The following is a 21,231-nucleotide window of genomic DNA, read 5'->3' as shown; positions in this document are numbered from 1 at the left end:
TTTGAGGCATATTGACCCAAGATCAACGGCACAACGGTCAAAACGTGACACTCCTAGAAACCGAACCTCAGGCACACACCTCGGACACACCATCAGAAATGAAAGAAAATGCTGCCCGCGCGGCTGCATTTCTCAAGACACTGGCGCATGAAGGGCGCCTGATGATCCTGTGCCACCTTGGGAATGGCGAGAAATCGGTAGGCCAGCTTGAGGATTTGCTGCAATTGCGACAAGCCGCCGTCAGCCAAATGTTGGCCCGTCTGCGGGAGGAAGGATTTGTCACCACCCGAAGAGATGGCAAAACGATCTATTATTCGCTAAGCGATGGAAATGCAGCGCAGATGATCGGTCTGCTGTACGAGCTGTTCTGCGAGCCTGCCAGCTGATCACGCCTAATTGGACACGTAACCGGCGATCACCTGCATCAGCTTGAACGCGGTTGCCGCATCGTTTTCCACAACGGCCAGGAATTCTTCCTCACCGATCCTAAGGCAGGATAGTTGTGTTTCGGCTATCATGCTCAGCGCGCGTGGTTCTTTGCGGATCAGACCAAGTTCACCCACCAATGCGCCCGGCCCCACGGTGGTGATCAACTGATCGGGTCCATCTTCCTGTGGCAGGTACAGGCCTGCCTCTCCCTCCAGCACTACATATGCGCCATCGGTGGGCTGATCATCTTTCAGGAACACCACCTGCCCAGGCTTGGCATCGAACCATTGCGCCCCAAAAGCCAGAAGGCGCAATTGCCTCCGGTCCAGACCCGAAAACAAGGGGGTCTGCTCCAGCGCGCGCAGTTTCCGCGCCAGGTCTGCTGAAGATGCGCTGTCTTTTCCCACGTCTACCGGTCCTCCATCCGAGACGACACGACCTTGCCGGATTTCCACGAACATGTCGAATACGTCCGGGTTTTCGAACTGGTCATTGAGGTAGAACACCGTGGCATCCGGCAGCAACTCGCGCAGCTTCTTGTAAACCGATACCTGCGTTTTCATGTCGTAACTGGCCAATGCCTGCTCCAGGATCAGGATATCTGGCTTCTTGATTGTCGCGCGGGTAAACGCCAGCGGTTCGGCAAAAACCGCCGGAAGGCTCTGCCCACCCAAAGCAACCGGAATGTCATAAATCAGCTCGACCACCAAAGGACGCGCGCCGTTCTCCTCCAACACGTCGACAATGACCTTGCGGGCCTCATCCGATCGCGCGCCGCCTATCTGGCTGACCTTGCCGAACAGCGCGTTTTCCATGACCGTCAATCCAGGCGCGAAATCTTCCGGATCCAGCGGAACAAATGCGTCCTTGAGGCTTTCCAACAGCTTATCCGAATGACTCTGCCTCAGTTCCAGAATGCGGTCTTTCAGCTCATCCGTGAAAGCCGGGCCAATCTGCTCAGCCGAGACGACGAAAGGCACGGCCAACATACTGGCCAGCTGTTCGTCATCCAGCCCTGATGTTCCCTCTTTGCGGGTCTGTTCAACCAGCTCCACAGCTGCCTCATAAGTCTTTGCATCAAGACCCAGCTTGCGGAACAACGGATGGTCGGTTCCGTCGAACCCGAAGATCTGTCGCAGCATCTCGATCACGTCACGGGTCAGGGCGATCAGCGTCTCATCCAGCCCCAGCTCTCGCAACTGCATGAGAAAAACCTTCTGCCGGGCAAGCAACGCCTGCGTCACCGGCACGCGGGGCGTCGCAAAAAGCAGGTTCTCGGCAACAGGCAGCGCCGGGTTGTAAGCATTCCGGTCGAATATCAGCGCCTGCTGCTCAAGACCCGCGTCATGGACCGCCCGCCGAACAAGCGGGCGCAGCTCGACCAGTTTCCTTGCCAGTTCGCAGTGTTCGGTCGCAACAAAGCTTTGTTCGGCACCGCGCCGAAACAAGGCTGCACCGGACCCCATTCCATCAATCAGCTGCAACCACCAGTCGCGCAACGCCGTCGCGTCTTCGAACCCGGCCAGCGCCGGGTCAAGCCATTCCACCCTGAACGGATCCATGCTGTTTCCAGCCCGCAAAGTCTCGGCAAAATCAGGGTCGTCTGAGGATTCAGCCAAGGGTTTGAATCGCATCGGCATCATCACGTTGTCACCCAACGTTCCCTGAAACATGACCGGGCGGGACGTTGCGTACCCGATACGCGCGGCCACAACGCCCTGATGCAGATCTGCCAGGTTCAGATCCCCAACCTGAACCGTGCCGGCAGCGGGCAAAATCTCGCGGGTCAGCAGCTCACCCATGGCGCGCCGATCCTCTTCGCTGGGTGCGGCGATACCAATCGTCTTGCCACCGGGAAAAGTAAGATTCAGATCATCCAGCACCTGATTTCCGTCCATGTCGCGAACTGAAACGTGATTCAACACGATATCGCCGCTCAGGTGGGGGCGCTCTGCTGGTTCGCCCTCGAACAGCACTTCATCCTTCAATCCGGCCGGATCGAAACGGTCAACGACGATTTCCCAGCGCAACGACATGTCCTGGGTTTGGTTGTAATAGGTCAACAGCTCTTTCCAGGGTGAGCTCAGATCCTTGTACGCCGCCAGCGCGGCAACCAATGCCCCCAGCGAAACCGAACCCTGCAACACCAGAAGGCCACCAATCAGGTAGAACATGAATGGTGTCAGCTGCGAGATGAAGTTGTTTATGAACTTCATAAAGAACTTCTTCTGGTAAATCTCAAAGCGGATCGTGAAAAGCCGCCCCAATTGATCGGAAACCATAGCCCTGCGATAGCGCCAACCGCCATTGCTGCGTAGGGTTGACGCCCCTGCCGCGTTTTCGCCGATCTGGGCAGCCAACGCCCGTACTTCCTGAATGCGTTTCTTGTTCAACAGGTTGATCTGACGTTGTAATTTGGGGATTAACCAGGCCTGTACCGGGATCAGGGCGACAGCGGCCAGCCCGAACCAAAAGCTTTGCAAGAACAGGAAAGAAAGGATGGTGATCATCTGACCGGCTTGCAGAACCGGCTGGCTGATCGCATCGCCCATCAGCCCCCCCATTGGTTCGCTTTCAGCCGTGATCATCGAGACCATTTCACCTTGGCTGACCCGTTCGAAATAAGGTTGCGGAAAAAGAAGCGCGCGGCTGACCAGCTGATACCGAAACCGTCGCAGCATGCGTTCGCTCAGCACACCCTTCATGGTGTTGATGCGCATTTTCATCAGCCCGTGCGCCAGCACTGCAGCCAAGAAAACAAAACACAAAATAATCAGGAAATTCGTCTGTGAAAGCGTATAACCCCAGACATCCACTTCGGCCGTTGTCGAACCGATTGCGTCGTTGATGATACGCTTGGGCAACTCCAGTGTAAGATAGAGCAACGGAAACAACGTCGCCGTCACAGCCAGCAGGATCAGCTGATCGCGTTTGGAGTATTTCCAGATAAAGCGGAAAATCGTGCGTTCTATGGAACCTGCCCCTACTGCTGGCCGATAACACGGCCCGGACGCCGTGCGCCCAAATTCAACAGTTTGAATTTACTGCCATACTGACACGTTATGCAATTTTTTTCCCACCTGAGAATTTTCTTTATCTTATGTGAACTAGTTCATTTACGCATGGCCGTGTTATTGCCTAAAGTCAGTTTTGAACGATATCGGGAGGGTTCTTTTGACTGCCAGTATTGGCGCAGTGCTACTTATGCTTTGCCTTTTACAGATCAAGCATATGTTCGCTGACTACTACCTCCAGACACCGAAGATGCTCTCTGGCAGAGGCGAGTATTTTCACTTGGGACGCGCGCAGCACGCAGCAGTTCATGTTGCGGGCTCTGTCATCGTGTTTGCCGCTTTCGGCGCGCCTCTGTTGTTTATCCTGATTGTCGAATTGCTTGAATGGGTCATTCACTTCAATATCGATTTCGTGAAAGCCAGCTATTCAGACAAGAAACAACTTGAGCCCACGCAGGCCGCATTCTGGCGTGCAACTGGGCTGGATCAGTGCCTGCACAACCTGACCTATGTGGCGATGGTCTGGGCCTGGGTCACCTTCGCGGCAACGTAACTAACATCAGGGTATACTGTCCGTTTCGCAGCCTGGAAGCTATGCGCCGATCCTTCGGTCGGTCATAGCGAGGTAAGCTGTAAACCTGCCCCGCTCGACTTTGATTGTTGCAAAAACCCGACTAGCCCAGAACCGAAAAGCTGCTTTCCTCATTGATCGGGCGCTTGCGTGAGTAAAAGCCCACGTCGATGATCCGTTTGATATAAGGCAGTTCGAATTGCAACGGTTCCGCGTCGTGATCCGCTCCGCCTTCGCAATACGCGATCAGCGCCGCCATCATCTTACCCGCAATCGGTGCATTCTTATACTGGTTCCCGCTGGACCCGCAGGCCATGTAAAACCCCGGCAAGCTGGATTTGTCATAGATCGGAATCCAGTCGGTTGAGGCATCGTAAAGGTCAACCACACCCCGCGTTTTTGATGGAATACCAAGGCTGGGTACACGCTGCGCGTATCGCATGGCCTGTGTGGTCCATTGGTCCGTGAACTCTCGGTTATAGGTGACATCATCCTCGCACCATTGATGCGGATCGCATTCCGGGTCCTCAGATCCCACAAGGATGTGATTGCCGTGTTCCGGGCGGCAATAGCAGGCGATGTCGCTGTCCGAGACGATGGTTCCGTCGTTTTCAAAGTCGAACCCCTCCGGGGCAGGGACATGCACGACCTCTTGCCGCAGGGGGCGGGTTTTGATGGTCATGTCGTCCAGAACGCCTGCCATCCCATTGATGATAGCCGAGCCCGGCCCGGCCACGTTCACGACAACCCTTGCGCGGATTTCTTCGCCCGAGGCCAGCTTGACTCCGGAAACGCGACCATCTTCGGTCAGGATCTCGGTAACTTCGGCACTGGTGCGGACCTCGGCCCCGTGCTGTTTGGCAGCATCCATCAGGTTTTGCGCCGACAAGGCCGGGTCGGTGACATATCCCGCCTGCGGCCAGTACACTCCACCCGTCATCTTTCGCCCGTTGGGCTGGCCGAATTCCGGGTCATCCATGCGGCGCGCCGGGGCAAAGCTGTCCAACGAATAAACCGGCAGGCGTTCAACCACTTTTTCCCCCGACCATTCTTCGAACGGGCAATCCAGTTCTGATGAATTGCGCATGTGCTTTTCCAGCATCCCGTTCGCGTCGGTCTTCATGACCAGGCAGCCGGTTTCCCGGAACTGAGCCAGATTGGCCCCCTCTGGCAGGCCAAGATAGTCAGCCCAGTCGCGCCAGTAATGATACCCTTCCCAGGCAAACGCCGTTCCGTCGAAGGTGGAATAATGCATCCGGATGATCGCGCAGGACCCGGCGGTTGAACCGTGCCCAACCTGTGCGTTGCGATCCAGAGACAGGGTTTTCCAGCCCGCCTTGGACATTTCGAACGCGATGGCCGCGCCGATCACACCTGTGCCAATGATGATTGCGTCTGGTTGACTCATGTCGGGTCTCCTTTCCAGTAGCGCCGGGAATATGCGCTGAATTCTTCAACTTCTTCGGGTTTCGGTTCAACGCCCGTAAAGGCGTATAGGTAATGCGGCACCATCGAGATCCGCGTCTCGAAGGGTTCGTTCAATTGTGCCAGATCATATCCGATCTGCATGTAATACAGCACGCGCGCACGCGTTTCGGACTCGATCTCGGAATAGCCGTATCTGGCGAACATCGCGTGCAAAGCTTCAAGTCGCCGTGTGTCTGACTGGTCCAGCGCACGGCGTACTTTGCCCGATTTACGCGCCCAGTCGCGCACGGCAAAATCCAATGCGGTGTCAAACAAGTCCGTGTTGACCACACAACGATGCACATTGCAGACCGCGCCTGTTATCGTTTCGGCTGGTGCTTCGGCCTGTTTTACAAGCGCAACCGTATTGGTCGCCTGCCACCGCGCCAGCAGTGCATCCAAAAGTTCCTGTCTGGACTTGAAGTACCAGTAGAAGGATGAACGTGACACGGCCATCCGCTCGGCCAGGTTAAGAACCTTGATCTGGTCCACCCCGTCCGAAATCAGCACGTCCATCGCTACGTTCAGCCAATCGTCTCGGGTGACCTTGATATTGCCGATCAGGGGCTCGGCCTCGGGATCATCGCGGTGAAGGATAGGTTTGTTGTTCATTCAACTCTCCGGTGGCGCCCCGCCCTCTGCGGTGCGACGTGCGATAAAGTCCTGCAAGGCACCAAAACGATCATTGTCTATGGCAGGGGCCTTGAAATCGTTCAAGATACCCTGCCAAACCCCCGTTGCACGTTGGTTGGCATCTGTTGAACCGCGCTCGGTCCATGTGCCGAAATTGGCGTAGTCATGGACATGCGGTTGATAGAACTCGGTGGTGTAGCGCTCCATCGTCTGGGGGCAAGCAAAGAAATGGCCGCCGGGCGCGACCTCACTTAAAGCGGTATCAAAGCCAATCTCGGCGGACCCCGCCTGCGCGCCCGCGCAAAGCTCGGCCACCATATTCAGCACCTCGGCATCGCAGACCAGCTTTTCGAAGGATACGGTCAATCCCCCTTCCAGCCAGCCCGCGGAATGAATGATCACAGTCGCCCCGGCCATCAGGCAACCCCAAAGGCCAAACTGGTTCTCATTCGCCGCTTGCACGTCGTTGCTGTTTGACGCTGACCCTGCCGCCGACCGCCAGGGCAGGCCAAGGTGACGCGCCAACTGGCCCGCAGCAAGTGACGCCTGAAAATGCGAGGGCGTCCCGAATGCAGGCGCGCCGGATTTCATGTCCACATTGCTGGTGAACGTGCCATAACACACCGGAGCGCCCGGTCTGGCCAGCTGCGCCAAGGTCAGCGCGGCCAGCGTCTCGGAATGGGACAGGGTGATTGCCCCGGCCACGGTGATCGGCGCCATCGCCCCCATCAGGGTGAACGGTGTGATGATCGACATCTGACCGTGGCGCGCAAAGTCGATCAGGCCTTGCGCCATGGGAATGTCCAACGTGCGCGGGCTGTTTGTGTTGATGATTGTGTAACAATGCGCGTTGCCCCGGAACTCATCATCCGACAGACCTCGCGCCGTGGACAGCATCTCAAAGCAATCCATGACCTGCGGCGTGCCGCGCGAGAAGAAGAACGGGAACTTGTCGGTCAGTTCCATCTGTGCCTGTGTCGTGAAGTAGTGGCGCAGATGCGTCGGTACATCCTGAGGTTCAACCTGAGGAGAGATCATCTGGAACACATCGAAATGATGGGTGAGCTTCAGAAACTCCAGATAATCCTGACCTGTCGCCGGGCGACGGCCACGTTCCAGATCGGTTGCGTTCGGCGCGCCTGCCCCCGGTTGAAACACCAGCGAACCCAGTTCCAGAGTGAAATCACGATGCCGCGAACCGGCGCTACAAGCGACAGATTTGGGGGCCGAGGCAACTGCAGCCTCAACCATCTCGCGCCCGATAAAGACCATTTCACTGTCTTCATCCACGCGCGCGCCACCTTGCTTGAACAGCTTGCGTGCCTCGGGAAGCAGGGTCTTTACACCCAACTCCTCGAGCGTACGCAACGCTGTCTCGTGCATGTCCGCGATCTGGTCAGCCGGAAACACCTCCATCAAAGGGAAAGGGTTCCTAAGCTGGCGATAGTTCACGTCGCGGCTGGGCTGCGGGGCAGCCTCGCCCCCTCGCCTTCGGCGTCGTCGGTCCGGAGCGGCCATGATCAGCCCCGCATCGCTTTGCCCTGAGGGTCGTAGGGCGACGGCGCAATTACTCGCGCCGGACATTCCACACCCACCACATGGACAGACAGTTCCGTACCCGGGTCCACCTTGTCACGGTCAATCAAGGCCATCGCCAACGACTTGCCGATGTGGTGCCCATAACCGCCTGAAGTCACAAAACCCACGCGTTCGCCATTGGCCCAGACCGGCTCATACCCGCTGGCATCGGCGTCCAACGCATCGATTTCCAGTGTTACCTGTACCTGCGCCGGGCCATTGCCATCCCGTTCGGCCAAAGCGGCCTTCTTGCCGATGAACTCCTTGTCCCAGTCGATCCAGCGATCCATGCCTGTCATGCCGGGTGTGTAAGCCTGCGTGAACTCTGCCGACCAGATGCCAAAGCTTTTCTCAAGCCGCGTTGACAGCATCGCATTGAAACCGCACTCGCGGATTCCCTCTTCTGAACCCTCTTCCAGTAAAATGCGGCGCAGCTTGATGTGATCGCCATAGCGACAGTTGATTTCATACCCTTTTTCGCCGGTCACCGACATGCGGGCCACGCGGGCACGGACCAGGCCGATGTCGAAATCACCGCAGCCCATGAATTTCAGGTTTGAGATATCCTGTTCGGCCAGTTTCTCGACCACCGCCTGCGATTTCGGTCCGACCACGGCAAACCCGCAATACTCCTCTCCCAGGTCGCGGACGGTGACCCCATCCATCATATGATCGTTGAACCATCGCATATGCCAGGCGCGCAGGTAATAGCTGCCCATGATCCACCAGGTGCCATCGCCCCAGTTCAACACGGTCAGATCGCCTTTGAGCCGCCCGTCTTCGCCCAGCATCGGCGCCAGTTTGGCACGACCCGGCGCGGGTAGTTTCGAAGCCATAACGTTATCCAGCCACGCTTTGGCATTGGGACCGGAAACCTCAAAGCGGGAAAAGCCCGTGATATCCATCAGGCCCACGCCCTCACGGATGGTTCTGCATTCAGCCGCCACGATGTCGTGCGCGTTCGAACGTTTGAGCGTCGGCGTTTCCTCGAACCCTTTGGGTGCGAAATACAGCGGCACCTCCAGATCCCAGCTGACGCCCCATTTGCATCCGGCCTCAGTCATCGCGTCATGCGCCGGAGCCATCTTTAGCGGGCGACCCGCAGGCAATTGTTCGTTCGGGTAGGTCATCACGAAGCGGCGCGAATAGAACTGGCCAGTGGTTTCACGGATATACCGCTTGTTCTGTGCGAATTCCCCATAGCGCGCCACATCCATCGGCCAGGCATCGGCTTCGGGCTCGCCATGGATCATCCATTCGGCCAGTGTTTTCCCAACGCCACCACCTTGCAGGAACCCTGCCATGACCGCACAGGCCGTCCAATACCCTCGTTTACCCGGAACCGGACCAACCAGCGGGTTACCATCCGGTGAAAACGTGAAAGCACCATTGACCCATGTCTTGATGCCCACGTTCTGGATCGACGGATACCGCTCAAAGCCCAATGTCAGCTCGTTCTCGATCCGGTCAAGCTGTTCCTGAAACAGTTCCTCGCCATAGTTCCACGGCGCGCCATCCATCGCCCAGTGTTCGTGATCGACCTCGTAGATCCCCACCAGAACGCCCTTCTGGTCCTGCCGCATATAGGTGAACCCTTCGAGGTCCACGGTCATCGGCAACTCGAAGTCCGCCTGCGCCACTTCGGACACCGTGTCCGTGATCAGATAGTGGTGCTTCAACGGTGAGACTGGCAGCTCTACCCCTGCCATGCGCCCAACCTGCTTGGCCCAGAGCCCGGCCGCGTTGACCACATGTTCACAGGTGATCGTGCCCTTATCGGTCACCACCTGCCAGCCATCCGCCGTCTGGATCAATTCCTCGACCTTGGTTTCCTCATAATATTCGGCACCACGTTTCCTGGCCGCAGTAGCATAAGCCTGAACAGTACCTGTTGTATCGATATACCCCTCGCGATCCGCCCACATCGCGCCCAAAACACCGTCGGTTGACATGATCGGGCAGCGTCTCTGTGCCTCTTGCGGGGTCAGCAACTCGCAGTCGTCAATACCGATGGACTGGAAGATGCGGTAATTGGCCTGCAACCACTCCCAGCGTTCAGGCGTACCGGCCAAAGTCAGGCCACCGGTCATATGCAAACCGATATTCTGGCCCGATTCTTTTTCGATCTCACTCAGCAGGTCGATTGTGTAGGCCTGCAACGAGGCCATGTTTGGATCCGCGTTCAGGGCATGGATGCCGCCCGCCGCGTGCCATGACGATCCCGAAGCCAGCCGCCGCCTTTCCAGCATGACCACATCCGACCAGCCGAATTTGGCCAGATGATACAGAACCGAGGCACCAACGACGCCCCCTCCAATGACCACTACGCGATATTGGGATTTCATCCCGACCTCCCTGAACAGAATCTTGGAAGACGCTAGTAGCACTGTTCAGTTCTGTCTAGACATTTCTGTACAGTGCGGAATGAGAGAACTCTACCTATTGCTTTGCAAACCTAAAGCTGCGCGCTTGGGCGGGCTTTCACGCTTTCAAACCAGACCTGCGTGTTCGTATTGCCGTCCGGTATCCGCATCTTTATGACGCGCGCGAAATCGACAAAAACAAAAGTGGATATATCCGCCAGAGTGAATACATCGCTAGCGACATACGCGCTTTGCATCAGCCGCGCCTCCAGCAGCTCGAAAAACGACGCAACCCGCTCGCGCCCACGTAGCGCCAGCTCAGGGATCTGCGCATGGTTAACAGGGCCGGGAATAGCACGGTCTTTGAACGCCGGGTGGCTGTTGCGCAAAGCCTCAGCGATGGGCGCACCGCCCTGCTGCTCGGCAATTGCGTTCCACATCAAGACCAACCCTTTTTCATCAGCGGTACGGCCCATTAAGGACGGCTCGGGGAAACGCGCTTCAAGATACGCGGCGATGCCAAGATTTTCGGTCAGGACTGCGCCTTCATCCGTTACCAGAACCGGGATTGTGGCCCGGGGGTTCACTGCACGAAACTCAGCGCTCAACTGCGCGCCCTTAGCAATCGAGATTTCGTGCGTTTCGATGTCCAACCCTTTTTCCGCGATGAACATGCGAGCACGGCGCGGGTTTGGGGCCGTAGAGCAATCGTAGAATATCATGCAGGCCCCTTCTCTCTGGTCAGCGCCGATAGATGAAACAGCGCCCTTCGACGGCACCCTCGGGCAACGGCATTTCCTCCAGCCGCTCGAAATACATCCGGTCGCTTGATACCATTAATCCACCCGATGCCAGCAAGGGCTCGATCAACGGGGAAACAAGCCGCGCAAAGATGTCGTTCTTTTCGCGATTATGCCCCCCAAGATCTGCATGGATCAGGCTTGCTGTCGGTCCAAACCTGTCGACCGCCGCTGGCAGCGTCTCGCGCACATCTCCCAAGATCACCCTATCCTCGGGCGGGGTTGAATCGGGGTGCGAAGCCACCGCGCGTTCGAACACAAAGACAGGGCGTCCATCGATATGCTGCACAAGATGATGATAGGTGCGCCCATTGCCCAGACCCAGTTCAAACACCGGACCTGCCATGCCTGCCGTTTGCGCAATCGCGTGATCCAGACAGGCGCGCTGTGACACCATTCGATCGATAAACAAGTCCAGACGGCTTTGATTCTTGGACACCGGTAAATATCTCCTTGATACCAATCGAAAGCATAGATGCCCCCGACGCCGCCTTAGATGACAAATTCTCAAGACTTTGTGTAGCGACGAAGCCCAAAGTTTCACATTTTCGCGACATTTCAGCCCAAGAACGGGTTTGACTAGACAGGCGGAACCGCGCGACACTGGCGAAAAAATCACGGGGAGTTGAAACGACCGATGTCACCAAGCGGCCAAACGGTTGGAAAGCCTGCATGAGCGCGTTGTTGTGCGTCAGAGACCTCAGCATCGGCTTTGGTGCGGGAAGTTCCGTGGTCGCGGATGTGAACTTTGATGTCAAACCAGGGGAAACCTTGGCGCTGGTCGGTGAATCGGGATCGGGTAAAACCATCACGTGCCGGGCCGTCTTGCGGATTCTGCCGCGAACGGCCCAGATACGCAGCGGCACGATAACTTTGAATGATTCCAAGGGCACATGTAACCTGACAGCGGTCACCGAACGGGAAATGCGCGGCATTCGTGGCAATCGCGTTTCGATGATCTTTCAGGAACCAATGCGATCACTGTCACCTCTGCACAAGATTGGGAATCAGGTCAGTGAAGTCCTGTGGCTGCATCGTGGGCTTTCCGAGTCTGAAGCGCGAAAAAAGGTCCTGACGCAGTTCGAGCGCGTGGGTTTTCCAGATCCGCAGCGCGCCTATGACTCCTACCCGTTCGAGCTGTCGGGCGGAATGCGCCAACGCGCCATGATTGCGATGGCCATGGTATCCAAACCCGAGTTGCTGATCGCGGACGAGCCAACCACCGCGCTGGATGTGACCACTCAGGCTCAGGTTCTGGGGCTGATCAAGGAATTGCAGCGCGAGACTGGCATGGCGCTTATTCTGGTGACCCATGATCTGGGCGTGGTTGCCAACATGGCCGAACAGGTTGTGGTCATGCACAAGGGCCGCATCATGGAGGCTGGCCCGGCCGCACCAATCCTGACCTCCCCGGCGCATCCATATACCAAACAACTGTTTGATGCTGCGCCGGAAATTCCAGATCAGGCTGCTGTGGGCATACCGATGCCGGACGACGATCTGATCCTTCAGATGAAGGGCGTCTCAAAGACCTACACGATGCGGTCCAGCAAAGGGTGGCAGGCCGACAAGGAAATCTATGCGTGCAAAGGGGTCGATCTGAATCTTGCACGTGGCAAGACGCTGGCCATTGTCGGTGAAAGCGGATCAGGTAAAACGACAGCCGCGCGGATCGCGTTGGGTGCGGAACTGCCCGATCCCGGCGGAGAAGTCCTGTTTCGCACCGCGCCGAATGCCGATCCCGTCACGGTGCACAACATGACCCGCGCCCAGCGCACGGCGTTTCAGCGCAATGCGCAGATGGTGTTTCAGGATCCCTACAGCTCGCTCAGCCCGCGGATGCGCATTCAGGACGCGATGACTGAGCCGCTGGAAATTCACCGCATCGGAACAACCGCCGAGCAGCGCGACAAGGCCGCCGAGATGTTGCAGCGCGTCGGCCTGACAGCCGACATGCTGAAACGCTATCCACACGCCTTTTCGGGGGGCCAGCGGCAACGTCTGTCGATAGCCCGCGCCATGATGCTCGACCCGCAGCTCATCGTGTGTGACGAACCCACCTCGGCGCTGGATGTATCGGTACAGGGGCAGATTCTGACCCTGTTGGAAAATCTGCAGGATAGCCTGAATCTGTCCTATCTGTTCATCTCGCACGATCTGGCTGTGGTCGCACGGATCGCCGACGAAGTTGCCGTGATGCGTCGAGGCCTGATCGTCGAGCAAGCACCACCCGAAACTCTTTTCTACAATCCGCGCCACCCCTACACCAAAGCGCTGATTGCCGCTCAACCCGAACCCGACATCAATCGCCCGATCGACCTGCAAGTGGTTTCCTTGGGCGCCGGCGCGCCGGACAGTTGGGATGAAGCCTTTCGTTTCTCGGACACCGTGATACCCTCATTGGTGGAATTGGAACCGGGCCATAAGGTACGTTGCCATGTTTAAGACCACTCGCCCCCTGATCCTGGCCGCTTCGCTGGCGTTCATCGGGATGCTGCCCGCCACGGCCGAGACGATCCCGACGCCGCAGGAAAGCGCGTTCTGGAACGCGGAAGTAGAAGCGGGCAATCTGCCTCCCGTTCAGGAGCGCCTGCCCAAGGACCCACTGATTGTCGATCTGGCAGCAAAGGGTCGCGAATTCGGCAAACAGGGCGGCACCCTGCGCACCATGATCACGCGCTCCAAAGATATTCGCCAGATGGTTGTCTATGGCTATGCCCGGCTGGTCGGTTTCGACCAGAACTACGAGATTATCCCCGATTTGCTGGCGTCGTTTGAAAACGAAGACGGCCGCAAGTTCACCCTGAAACTGCGCGAAGGGCACAAATGGTCCGACGGCTCTCCGTTTACGTCGGAAGATTTCCGCTATTGGTGGGAAGACGTTGCCAACAACAAATTGCTCAGCCCGTCAGGCCCGCCGGATTTTCTGATAGTCGAAGGCAAATCACCCACCGTTACCTTCCCGGATGAAACCACTGTGATTTTCGAATGGGAGAACCCTAACCCGGGTTTTCTACAATCGCTGGCTCAGGCAAGACCGCCCTTTATCTATCGTCCCGCAGCGTTCCTGAAACGATATCACGAGAAATATGCCGACCCCGAGGAACTTGCCTTTCTGGTCGACGATGCCCGCGTCAAAAGCTGGGCCGCGCTGCACAACAAGCTCGACAACCTGTACAAGTTCGACAATCACGAATTGCCCACGTTGCAACCGTGGCTGAACGCAAGTTCCGGCAAGAAAATCCGCCACAATTTCGTACGTAACCCCTATTACCACCGTATCGACAGCAAAGGGGTTCAGCTGCCCTATATCGATGTGGTCGAGATGGAGATCGTTGCCCCCGGTCTGGTTGCCGCCAAAACCAATGCAGGGGAAAGCGACCTGCAAGGTCGGGGCCTGGATTTCCGCGACGCTTCCATCCTGAAAAAAGGCGAGGCGCAAGGCGGCTACAAGACACTACTGTGGAAAACCGGCGTTGCATCGCAAATCGCGATCTATCCGAACCTCAATTTCGAGGATGACGCCTGGCGCGAAGTGTTGCGTGACGTCCGTGTGCGGCGCGCCCTTTCCCTTGCCATCGACCGCGAGACAATCAACCAGGCTTTGTATTTCAAGCTTGCGCACCCCGGTGCAATGTCGGTTCTGCCTGCCTCGCCCTTTTACGATGAAAGGAATGCCACCGCCTGGGCCAGTTACGATGTCGGCCAGGCCAATGCGTTGCTGGATGAGGTCGGCCTGACCGAGCGCGACAAGAACGGTGTCCGTCTGTTACCGGATGGCCGTCCTATGGAACTGGTGATCGAAACTGCTGGTGAGCGGCAAGAGGTTGAAAACGCCTTGCAAATCGTCACCGACACCTGGCGTGAGATCGGGGTCAAGCTGGTCATGCGCCCATTGGATCGCGATATCCTGCGCAACCGGGTGTTTGCCGGCAACTCGATGGCATCGGTCTGGTATGGATGGGATGACGGCATCCCGCAGGCACACACGTCTCCAACCTATCTGGCGCCCACCGATCAGGTATTCCTGGCCTGGCCAAAATGGGGCCAGTTCTACCAGACAGGTGGTGAAGCCGGGGAAGCCCCCGACATGCCCGAGGCAGAACGTCTGATGCAACTGGCCCATAACTGGGAGGTCGCCACAACGGACGACGAACGCAAGGAAATCTGGACGGAAATGCTTAAAATCCACGCCGATCAGCTTTATGCCATTGGTATCCTGAACGGAGCACCCCAACCCATTGTCGTGTCGAACCGTCTGCGCAATGTGCCGGAACAGGCCATGTGGGCATGGGAGCCCGGTGCGCATTTCGGCGTTCACCGCCCGGACGAGTTCTTTTTCGCCGACTAAGCAGGAGCAGCTAAATGGTCATGCTGCGCTATGCGGTGTATCGCTTTTTCACGATGCTGCTGACATTGTTGGTGGTCTCGGTCCTGATCTTCATAATCATCAACCTGCCGCCCGGTGATTACCTGAGCAACCAGATTGCCGAGCTTCAGGCCTCGGGCCAGTCAGCGGGTGTCGCCAAGGCCGAGTTTCTGCGCGCCGAGTACGCTCTGGATCGCCCTATGTGGGAACAGTACCTGATCTGGATAGGCTTCTGGCCGGGACCACACGGATTTTCAGGTCTGATCCAAGGCAATTACGGCTGGTCCTTTGAGTTCGACCGGCCTGTATCGGAGATTGTAGGCGACACGCTTTGGTTGACGGTCGTCGTCAACCTTGCCGCGATCCTGTTTGTATATGCCGTTGCCCTTCCCCTGGGTGTTATTGCTGCGGCGCGATCACGGACGTGGATTGATTATACCTCGGCCTTTGTGGGTTATCTGGGGCTGGCGACCCCAAACTTCCTGCTGGCCCTGATCTTGTTCTACTACGGGCATCGGTATTTCAACCTGCCTATCGGCGGTCTGATGGACCCCCAATTCGAAGGTCAGCCGCTGAGTTGGGACAAGATGAAATCCATTCTCATCCACCTGATCGTTCCGACTTTTGTCATCGGAACCTCGGGCGCATCGGCGATGATGCAGCGCCTGCGGGCAAATATGCTCGACGAACTGGGGAAGCCCTATGTGGAAACGGCCATTGCCAAGGGCATGGCCCCGTCGCGGATGCTAACAAAATATCCGTTGCGCGTGGCATTCAACCCGTTCGTTGCGGACATCGGTAACCTTCTGCCATCAATGGTGTCAGGATCGGTTCTGGTTTCAGTCGTTCTGGGCTTGCAAACCATCGGGCCGACTTTGCTGACAGCACTGAAAACGCAGGATCAATTCCTGTCCGCATTCATCCTGATGTTTGTCGCGCTGCTGACGCTTATCGGCACGATGATCTCGGATATTCTGCTGGTCATGCTGGATCCCCGCATACGGTATGAGGGGCGCGAAGCATGACCGAACGTCCTGACAATCGCTACGTCGATGACGCGCCTTTTGATCCGCAGGCATCGATACAGCAACTGGAACGCGCCGATCTGGATGCCCCAAACTGGGTGTTGGTCTGGCGCAAGTTCCGCACACATAAGCTGGGCCTGATCTCGGGTATCTTCCTGCTGCTGTGCTATCTAATGCTGCCGTTTGCCGGTTTCATCGCGCCGTATGGCCCTAATGACCGGAACGGAGAGCATCTGTACGCGCCACCACAATCCGTGAACTGGTTTTACGACGGCGCTTTTATCGGCCCCCATGTTTTTCCAATCGTCGCCGAGGCGGATCTGGAAACCTTCCAGTGGAAGTTCGTCCCTGACACTGATGACCCGCGCCCGATCCGGTTCTTCTGTGAAGGATCCGAATATCGACTTGCAGGTCTTATCAAGACAGATACGCATCTTTTCTGCGCGCCGGATGGTGCCACTTTGTTCCTGTGGGGTTCCGACAGGTTGGGGCGCGATATCTTCAGCCGCATCCTCTATGGCGCGCAGTTGTCGCTGACCGTGGGTCTGATCGGTATTTCGGTATCGTTCTTTCTGGGTATCCTGTTCGGTTCGATGGCGGGTTATTTCGGTGGGCGCATCGACTGGGTCATCAACCGGGTCATCGAAATCCTGCGCTCGCTGCCGGAATTGCCGCTGTGGCTGGCACTGTCTGCCGCCGTGCCTTCGAATTGGAGCCCGGTTGCCGTATTCTTCATCATTTCGATCATCCTCGGCATCCTCGACTGGCCCGGGCTGGCGCGTTCGGTCCGTGCCAAGTTCCTGTCCCTGCGCGAGGAAGAATATGTACGGGCCGCAGAAATGATGGGCGCAAGCTCGGGCCGGGTGATCCGCAAGCACTTGTTGCCGAATTTCATGTCTCATTTGATTGCATCTGCCACTCTGTCGATCCCGGCAATGATCCTTGGGGAAACCGCGCTCAGCTTTCTTGGACTGGGCCTTCGTGCACCAGCGGTAAGCTGGGGAGTGATGCTGAATGACGCGCAAAACCTCGCATCGATCGAGATCTATCCCTGGACAGCAATCCCGATGCTGCCGATCATCGTGATCGTACTGGCCTTCAACTTCCTGGGTGACGGGTTGCGCGACAGCCTGGATCCTTATCAGCAATGAGCCTTCTTGCCACCCTTCCGGCTGCCGACCGATATCGCAGGGTCGGCACAGGCGCTCTGCCAAGTGCTTTTGCCGTTTCCGAACTGGCGACGGCCAGCTTTGCAGCCGTTGGGCAAGAGATGTCCCGCTTTATGCAGGCGCTGAACCTGACCCAGAAAGCACCCGAGATCGTCGTCGACCATCGGCTGGCATCCTTGTGGTTCGGCTATTCCTTCAAGCCTGATGGATGGGAAATGCCGAACCTTTGGGATTCGGTCGCGGGGGATTACAGGGCTTCTGATGGGTGGATCAGGTTGCACACCAACCTGCCACGCCATCGCGCGGCAGCGATGAAGGTTCTTGGAACGCTGCCAGAGCGTGACGCTGTGGCAAAAGCCGTCAGAACCCGGGCCATATCCGATTTGGAAACCGATATTGTGGCCGAAGGCGGCGTGGCCGCTGCCATGCGCAGCCGGACCGAATGGCTTGAACATCCGCAGGGCCGCGCTGTATCGCGCGACCCGCTGATTGGTTGGCAAGGCCCCCGGTACGTCAAGCTGCGCGAGAGGCCGCAGGCAACCTCTGCAAGACCTCTTGCCGGGTTGCGCGTTCTTGACCTGACACGCGTTCTGGCGGGTCCGGTATCGACACGCACATTGGCCGGTTTCGGGGCCGAGGTTTTGCGGATCGATCCGCCCGGTTGGGACGAACCCGGTGTGATCCCTGACATTTCACTAGGCAAACACTGCTCTTATCTCGATCTGAAATCGACCAATGGAATGGAACGGCTGCAAGAGCTTTTGTCCCAGGCCGATGTATTCGTGCACGGGTACCGGCCCGGCGCTTTGGACGCGCTGGGCCTGACCCGTGCTAAGCGCGATGAACTGGCACCGAACAGGGTCGAGGTGACGCTGAATGCCTATGGCTGGCAAGGCCCGTGGTCGAACCGGCGCGGCTTTGACAGCCTTGTGCAGATGAGCGCGGGAATTGCGCATACGGGCATGGGTTGGGCTGACGCAGACAAACCAACGCCATTGCCGGTTCAGGCTTTGGACCACGCAACCGGCTACCTAATGGCCGCCGCCGTCCTTTCCGCATTGGCCGAGGCCGCGTCGGGCAATTCCATCATGCATGCGTATGTGTCCCTTGCCCGCACCGCCGAGCTTTTGGCGATTCTCGGCAAAGACGACGTCGAGGCTGAGCCCATTCGCCCGATGCCCACGGATTACTCCCCTGCAACAGAAGCCTCGGGCTGGGGACCGGGGCACCGCCTCAAACCAGCGCTAAGCCTCGGTGAAACTGTGCTGCAATGGGATTTACCGGCGTCGAAACTGGGCACATCTGACCCGGTCTGGCCCTTCGTTTCCAACTGACCTCACGCTTTCGTGGCACCTCATCCGAGACTCAACACAAAGCGGCGGCGGGACTCTCTACCGGTCGTCGCCATCCGGCCCGATATCGTCCAGATAGTCCTCGTCAATTGCGGCCTGAACAGCCCCTGTCACGGCCTCACGCTGTTTTGGTGTCAGGTCTTCCGCCTCTTTGCCATCTGCCAATCTTACAGTGACCTCGCGATGCGCAAACTTGATCCCCTCTCGCGCGAACAACTCGCGAATGTCCTGATAGACCTTTTTGCGAACCAGCCACTGGTCGCCGGGTTTCGTCATGAACTTGACCCGGATGATCATCGCTGAATCCTGCATCTCGATCACGCCCTGTGACTTCAGCGGTTGGATGAAATTGTCTCCGATTACGGGATCGGCCAACAGTTCCTGACCCAATTTCTTGATCAACTTGCGAACCTTCTCGACATCGGTGTCATAGGTCACGCGCAGCGGCAGCTTCATGATCACCCAATCGCGCGAATAGTTGGTCAGCACTTTGATCTCGCCAAAGGGAATGGTGTTCAGCGCACCCAGATGGTGACGCAGTTGCATGGACCTGACCGAGATTTTCTCGACCGTCCCTTTCACATCCCCAATGTCGATATATTCCCCTTTCCGGAACGCATCATCCAGCAGGAAGAATGCGCCGGAAAAAATGTCGCGCACCAGCGTTTGCGACCCGAAACCCACGGCCAGACCAACCACACCGGCACCCGCAAACAACGGGCTGACATTGATACCCAGTTCCATCAGGACAATTAGTACGATCGTGACCACGACAACAGCCAGAATTGCGCCCCGGAAAAGTGGCAACAACGTTGCCAGACGGCTTTGCCCGCCTTCCCCGCCTTCGTCGCCCAGTTCAACCTCGGTGCCATCGTCGGATTCTTCAGCGATCTTGCTGTCGATCCAGATCCGAAAGAAATGAAACAGGATGTACCCGATAAACAGGACGACCATCACATCCAGCGCACGTTCTACCGGCAGATCCTCGCTCCAGTCCGCGTTCGGGTACCATATCACGACAAGCGCATAAGCCCCGAGCACGAAAGCCAGAATTCCGGCTACCCGGCGGGCCAGGTCTTCATAAGTCAGAAGATGCTGCTTCGGCTGTTCAGCCTCGGGTATATCCGCCGCCATGACGCCTTCATCCGCTGCCTCGGCTTCCCCGTTTATTTCGCTAATCATGCGCGAGCGGTCAAAATACCGCTCCAGCAGGTAGTTCATTGCACCATAGGCCACGACCACGGACATGAAGATCAGATAGCTGCTTGCAATCAACGGCAGCGGTGTCGGATGCTCCAGCGCCAGATCAACAGCCAGACGGAACCAGCTGAACACGACATAGATGATCAATGCCGGCGCCCAGCCAAATGACACAAACCGCAGCAGCCAAGACACCTGTTCGGATGCCCGCCCACCCCGGATCGCGTTCGAGATGGCACGGGCGTTGAATAGGATCATCAGAATATTACCCAGCGCGCCCAGCATCGTCAGACCGCCATACACCATGGCGTAGACATTGTAGTTCAGCCCAAAATCAGCGACCCAGGTGGAAAACAGGACGACCGAAATATCATAGGTCGCCAGCACGGACGCCCAGATGTACAGCCTGCGCGCATTCTTGTCCGAAAAGGGCGGTAATCGATATTGGCTCAGATAAGGCGACAGGACCATGCGCCACAGGTCCGACACCGTGCGCGACAGGAAAAAAGCCGTAAAGATGGCGGTGATCGTGAACTGGACCGAGATATCCTCGGCCTCGCCAAAGATCAGATACCCGACGATCAAAGCCATGATCATTGCAAAGACCGTAGCACCGATCCCCATCAGGAACCGGAACAGCAGGAACGGCATCTTTTCCCGATAACCCTGTGGTTCGTCCTTGATCCGCGCCACCACCCAGCGGCGCGCGAACCGTTTCCCGTAAATCTCGATCGACAGCCACCGCCCAAGTAACAGGAACAGGATATTCCAGCCCAACACCTCGACATAGGTCTGGATACGGCCATCTGGGCTGGTCTGGCGCAGGATGTACTGTACTTCAAAAATAGAATAGGGCAGCGCCTCGAGACGGGAATTCATCGACTCGCGGAATTTCGAGAACCGCTCTTGCGCCTTCATCAACTGCGAACCGTCACCCATCGGGTTGCTCGAATCGCTGTCCGCGCCCCCCGAACCTGCATCCTTTCCACCTGCCGTTGTCACAACCTGACCGGCACTGTCGATGACAATGACACTCGCGCCTGCATCGCTGGCAGCACGGATTGCAGCGGCCAAATCACTTTCCTTGTCGGTCCCGGACGAACTGCCCGACCCGGAAGAATATCCGGGAATCAAGGACGTCTGCGCCAATGCACCAGTGGGAACGCTCAGGAAAATGGCCCACAACGCCAAAAAAAATACGGCCGGAAAGTTATTTCGCATTGGGTCTTGCATCCAGTTTTTGCCGATATTGGCCAGATTA

The 21,231-nt window shown here is 57.4% G+C and carries 15 protein-coding genes; 7 read left to right on the top strand and 8 right to left on the bottom strand.

The window, feature by feature from the left end:
- Positions 1-98: 98 nt before the first annotated feature.
- A complete protein-coding gene (locus AC2FNC_RS08380) occupies positions 99-386 on the top strand; it encodes an ArsR/SmtB family transcription factor (protein WP_480473809.1) in 288 nt (95 codons plus the stop codon).
- A gap of 6 nt (positions 387-392) precedes the next feature.
- Here AC2FNC_RS08380 and AC2FNC_RS08375 read toward each other — a convergent pair whose 3' ends face one another.
- Positions 393-3,389 (bottom strand): cyclic nucleotide-binding domain-containing protein, encoded by a 2,997-nt coding sequence (locus AC2FNC_RS08375; RefSeq protein WP_496715087.1) that lies wholly within the window; start codon positions 3,387-3,389, stop codon positions 393-395.
- A 244-nt stretch (positions 3,390-3,633) separates the two neighbouring features.
- Between AC2FNC_RS08375 and AC2FNC_RS08370 the strand changes: the two genes are divergently transcribed.
- Complete coding sequence (locus AC2FNC_RS08370) at positions 3,634-3,996, top strand: DUF3307 domain-containing protein (protein ID WP_496715047.1); 363 nt, start codon at positions 3,634-3,636, stop codon at positions 3,994-3,996.
- Between the two features lie 121 nt (positions 3,997-4,117).
- On the opposite strand, the gene AC2FNC_RS08365 is transcribed toward AC2FNC_RS08370, so the two are convergent.
- From AC2FNC_RS08365 to AC2FNC_RS08340, 6 genes are all read right to left on the bottom strand, one after another.
- Positions 4,118-5,422 (bottom strand): NAD(P)/FAD-dependent oxidoreductase, encoded by a 1,305-nt coding sequence (locus AC2FNC_RS08365; protein WP_496715045.1) that lies wholly within the window; start codon positions 5,420-5,422, stop codon positions 4,118-4,120.
- Positions 5,419-6,093: a TetR/AcrR family transcriptional regulator gene (locus AC2FNC_RS08360; protein ID WP_209505343.1), complete on the bottom strand. Its 675-nt coding sequence runs from the start codon at positions 6,091-6,093 to the stop codon at positions 5,419-5,421. The genes AC2FNC_RS08365 and AC2FNC_RS08360 overlap by 4 nt, the downstream gene beginning before the upstream one ends.
- Positions 6,094-7,632 carry a trimethylamine methyltransferase family protein gene (locus tag AC2FNC_RS08355; protein ID WP_496715043.1) on the bottom strand — a complete coding sequence of 513 codons (1,539 nt, stop codon included), beginning with the start codon at positions 7,630-7,632 and terminating at the stop codon, positions 6,094-6,096. It abuts the gene before it with no gap.
- 2 nt (positions 7,633-7,634) lie between these two features.
- Complete coding sequence (locus tag AC2FNC_RS08350) at positions 7,635-10,037, bottom strand: GcvT family protein (protein WP_496715042.1); 2,403 nt, start codon at positions 10,035-10,037, stop codon at positions 7,635-7,637.
- Between the two features lie 110 nt (positions 10,038-10,147).
- On the bottom strand, positions 10,148-10,777 hold the full coding sequence (locus tag AC2FNC_RS08345) for a glutathione S-transferase family protein (RefSeq protein ID WP_480473815.1): 630 nt from the start codon (positions 10,775-10,777) through the stop codon (positions 10,148-10,150).
- Between the two features lie 19 nt (positions 10,778-10,796).
- Positions 10,797-11,294, bottom strand: coding sequence for a class I SAM-dependent methyltransferase (locus tag AC2FNC_RS08340; protein WP_480518693.1), 498 nt, complete (start codon positions 11,292-11,294; stop codon positions 10,797-10,799).
- A gap of 233 nt (positions 11,295-11,527) precedes the next feature.
- On the opposite strand from AC2FNC_RS08340, the gene AC2FNC_RS08335 reads away from it, so the two are divergent.
- Genes AC2FNC_RS08335 through AC2FNC_RS08315 form a run of 5 tightly spaced genes read left to right on the top strand, consistent with a single transcriptional unit; the run spans position 11,528 to position 18,752 of the window.
- The gene (locus tag AC2FNC_RS08335) at positions 11,528-13,300 is read left to right on the top strand and encodes an ABC transporter ATP-binding protein (RefSeq protein ID WP_496715040.1); all 1,773 of its coding nucleotides are present in this window, start codon (positions 11,528-11,530) and stop codon (positions 13,298-13,300) included.
- A complete protein-coding gene (locus tag AC2FNC_RS08330; RefSeq protein ID WP_480605107.1) occupies positions 13,293-15,206 on the top strand; it encodes an ABC transporter substrate-binding protein in 1,914 nt (637 codons plus the stop codon). The genes AC2FNC_RS08335 and AC2FNC_RS08330 overlap by 8 nt, the downstream gene beginning before the upstream one ends.
- 14 nt (positions 15,207-15,220) lie before the next feature.
- Positions 15,221-16,249: an ABC transporter permease gene (locus tag AC2FNC_RS08325; RefSeq protein WP_480473819.1), complete on the top strand. Its 1,029-nt coding sequence runs from the start codon at positions 15,221-15,223 to the stop codon at positions 16,247-16,249.
- Positions 16,246-17,400 carry an ABC transporter permease gene (locus tag AC2FNC_RS08320; RefSeq protein ID WP_480518687.1) on the top strand — a complete coding sequence of 385 codons (1,155 nt, stop codon included), beginning with the start codon at positions 16,246-16,248 and terminating at the stop codon, positions 17,398-17,400. The genes AC2FNC_RS08325 and AC2FNC_RS08320 overlap by 4 nt, the downstream gene beginning before the upstream one ends.
- Positions 17,397-18,752, top strand: coding sequence for a CoA transferase (locus AC2FNC_RS08315; RefSeq protein ID WP_496715039.1), 1,356 nt, complete (start codon positions 17,397-17,399; stop codon positions 18,750-18,752). Before AC2FNC_RS08320 ends, AC2FNC_RS08315 begins: the two co-directional genes overlap by 4 nt.
- A gap of 57 nt (positions 18,753-18,809) precedes the next feature.
- On the opposite strand, the gene AC2FNC_RS08310 is transcribed toward AC2FNC_RS08315, so the two are convergent.
- The gene (locus tag AC2FNC_RS08310) at positions 18,810-21,191 is read right to left on the bottom strand and encodes a mechanosensitive ion channel domain-containing protein (protein WP_480473822.1); all 2,382 of its coding nucleotides are present in this window, start codon (positions 21,189-21,191) and stop codon (positions 18,810-18,812) included.
- Positions 21,192-21,231: the final 40 nt, after the last annotated feature.

The sequence above is a fragment of the Ruegeria sp. BHSA123 genome (genome assembly GCF_059613425.1).
This window is presented reverse-complemented; position numbering and strand designations above follow the sequence as displayed.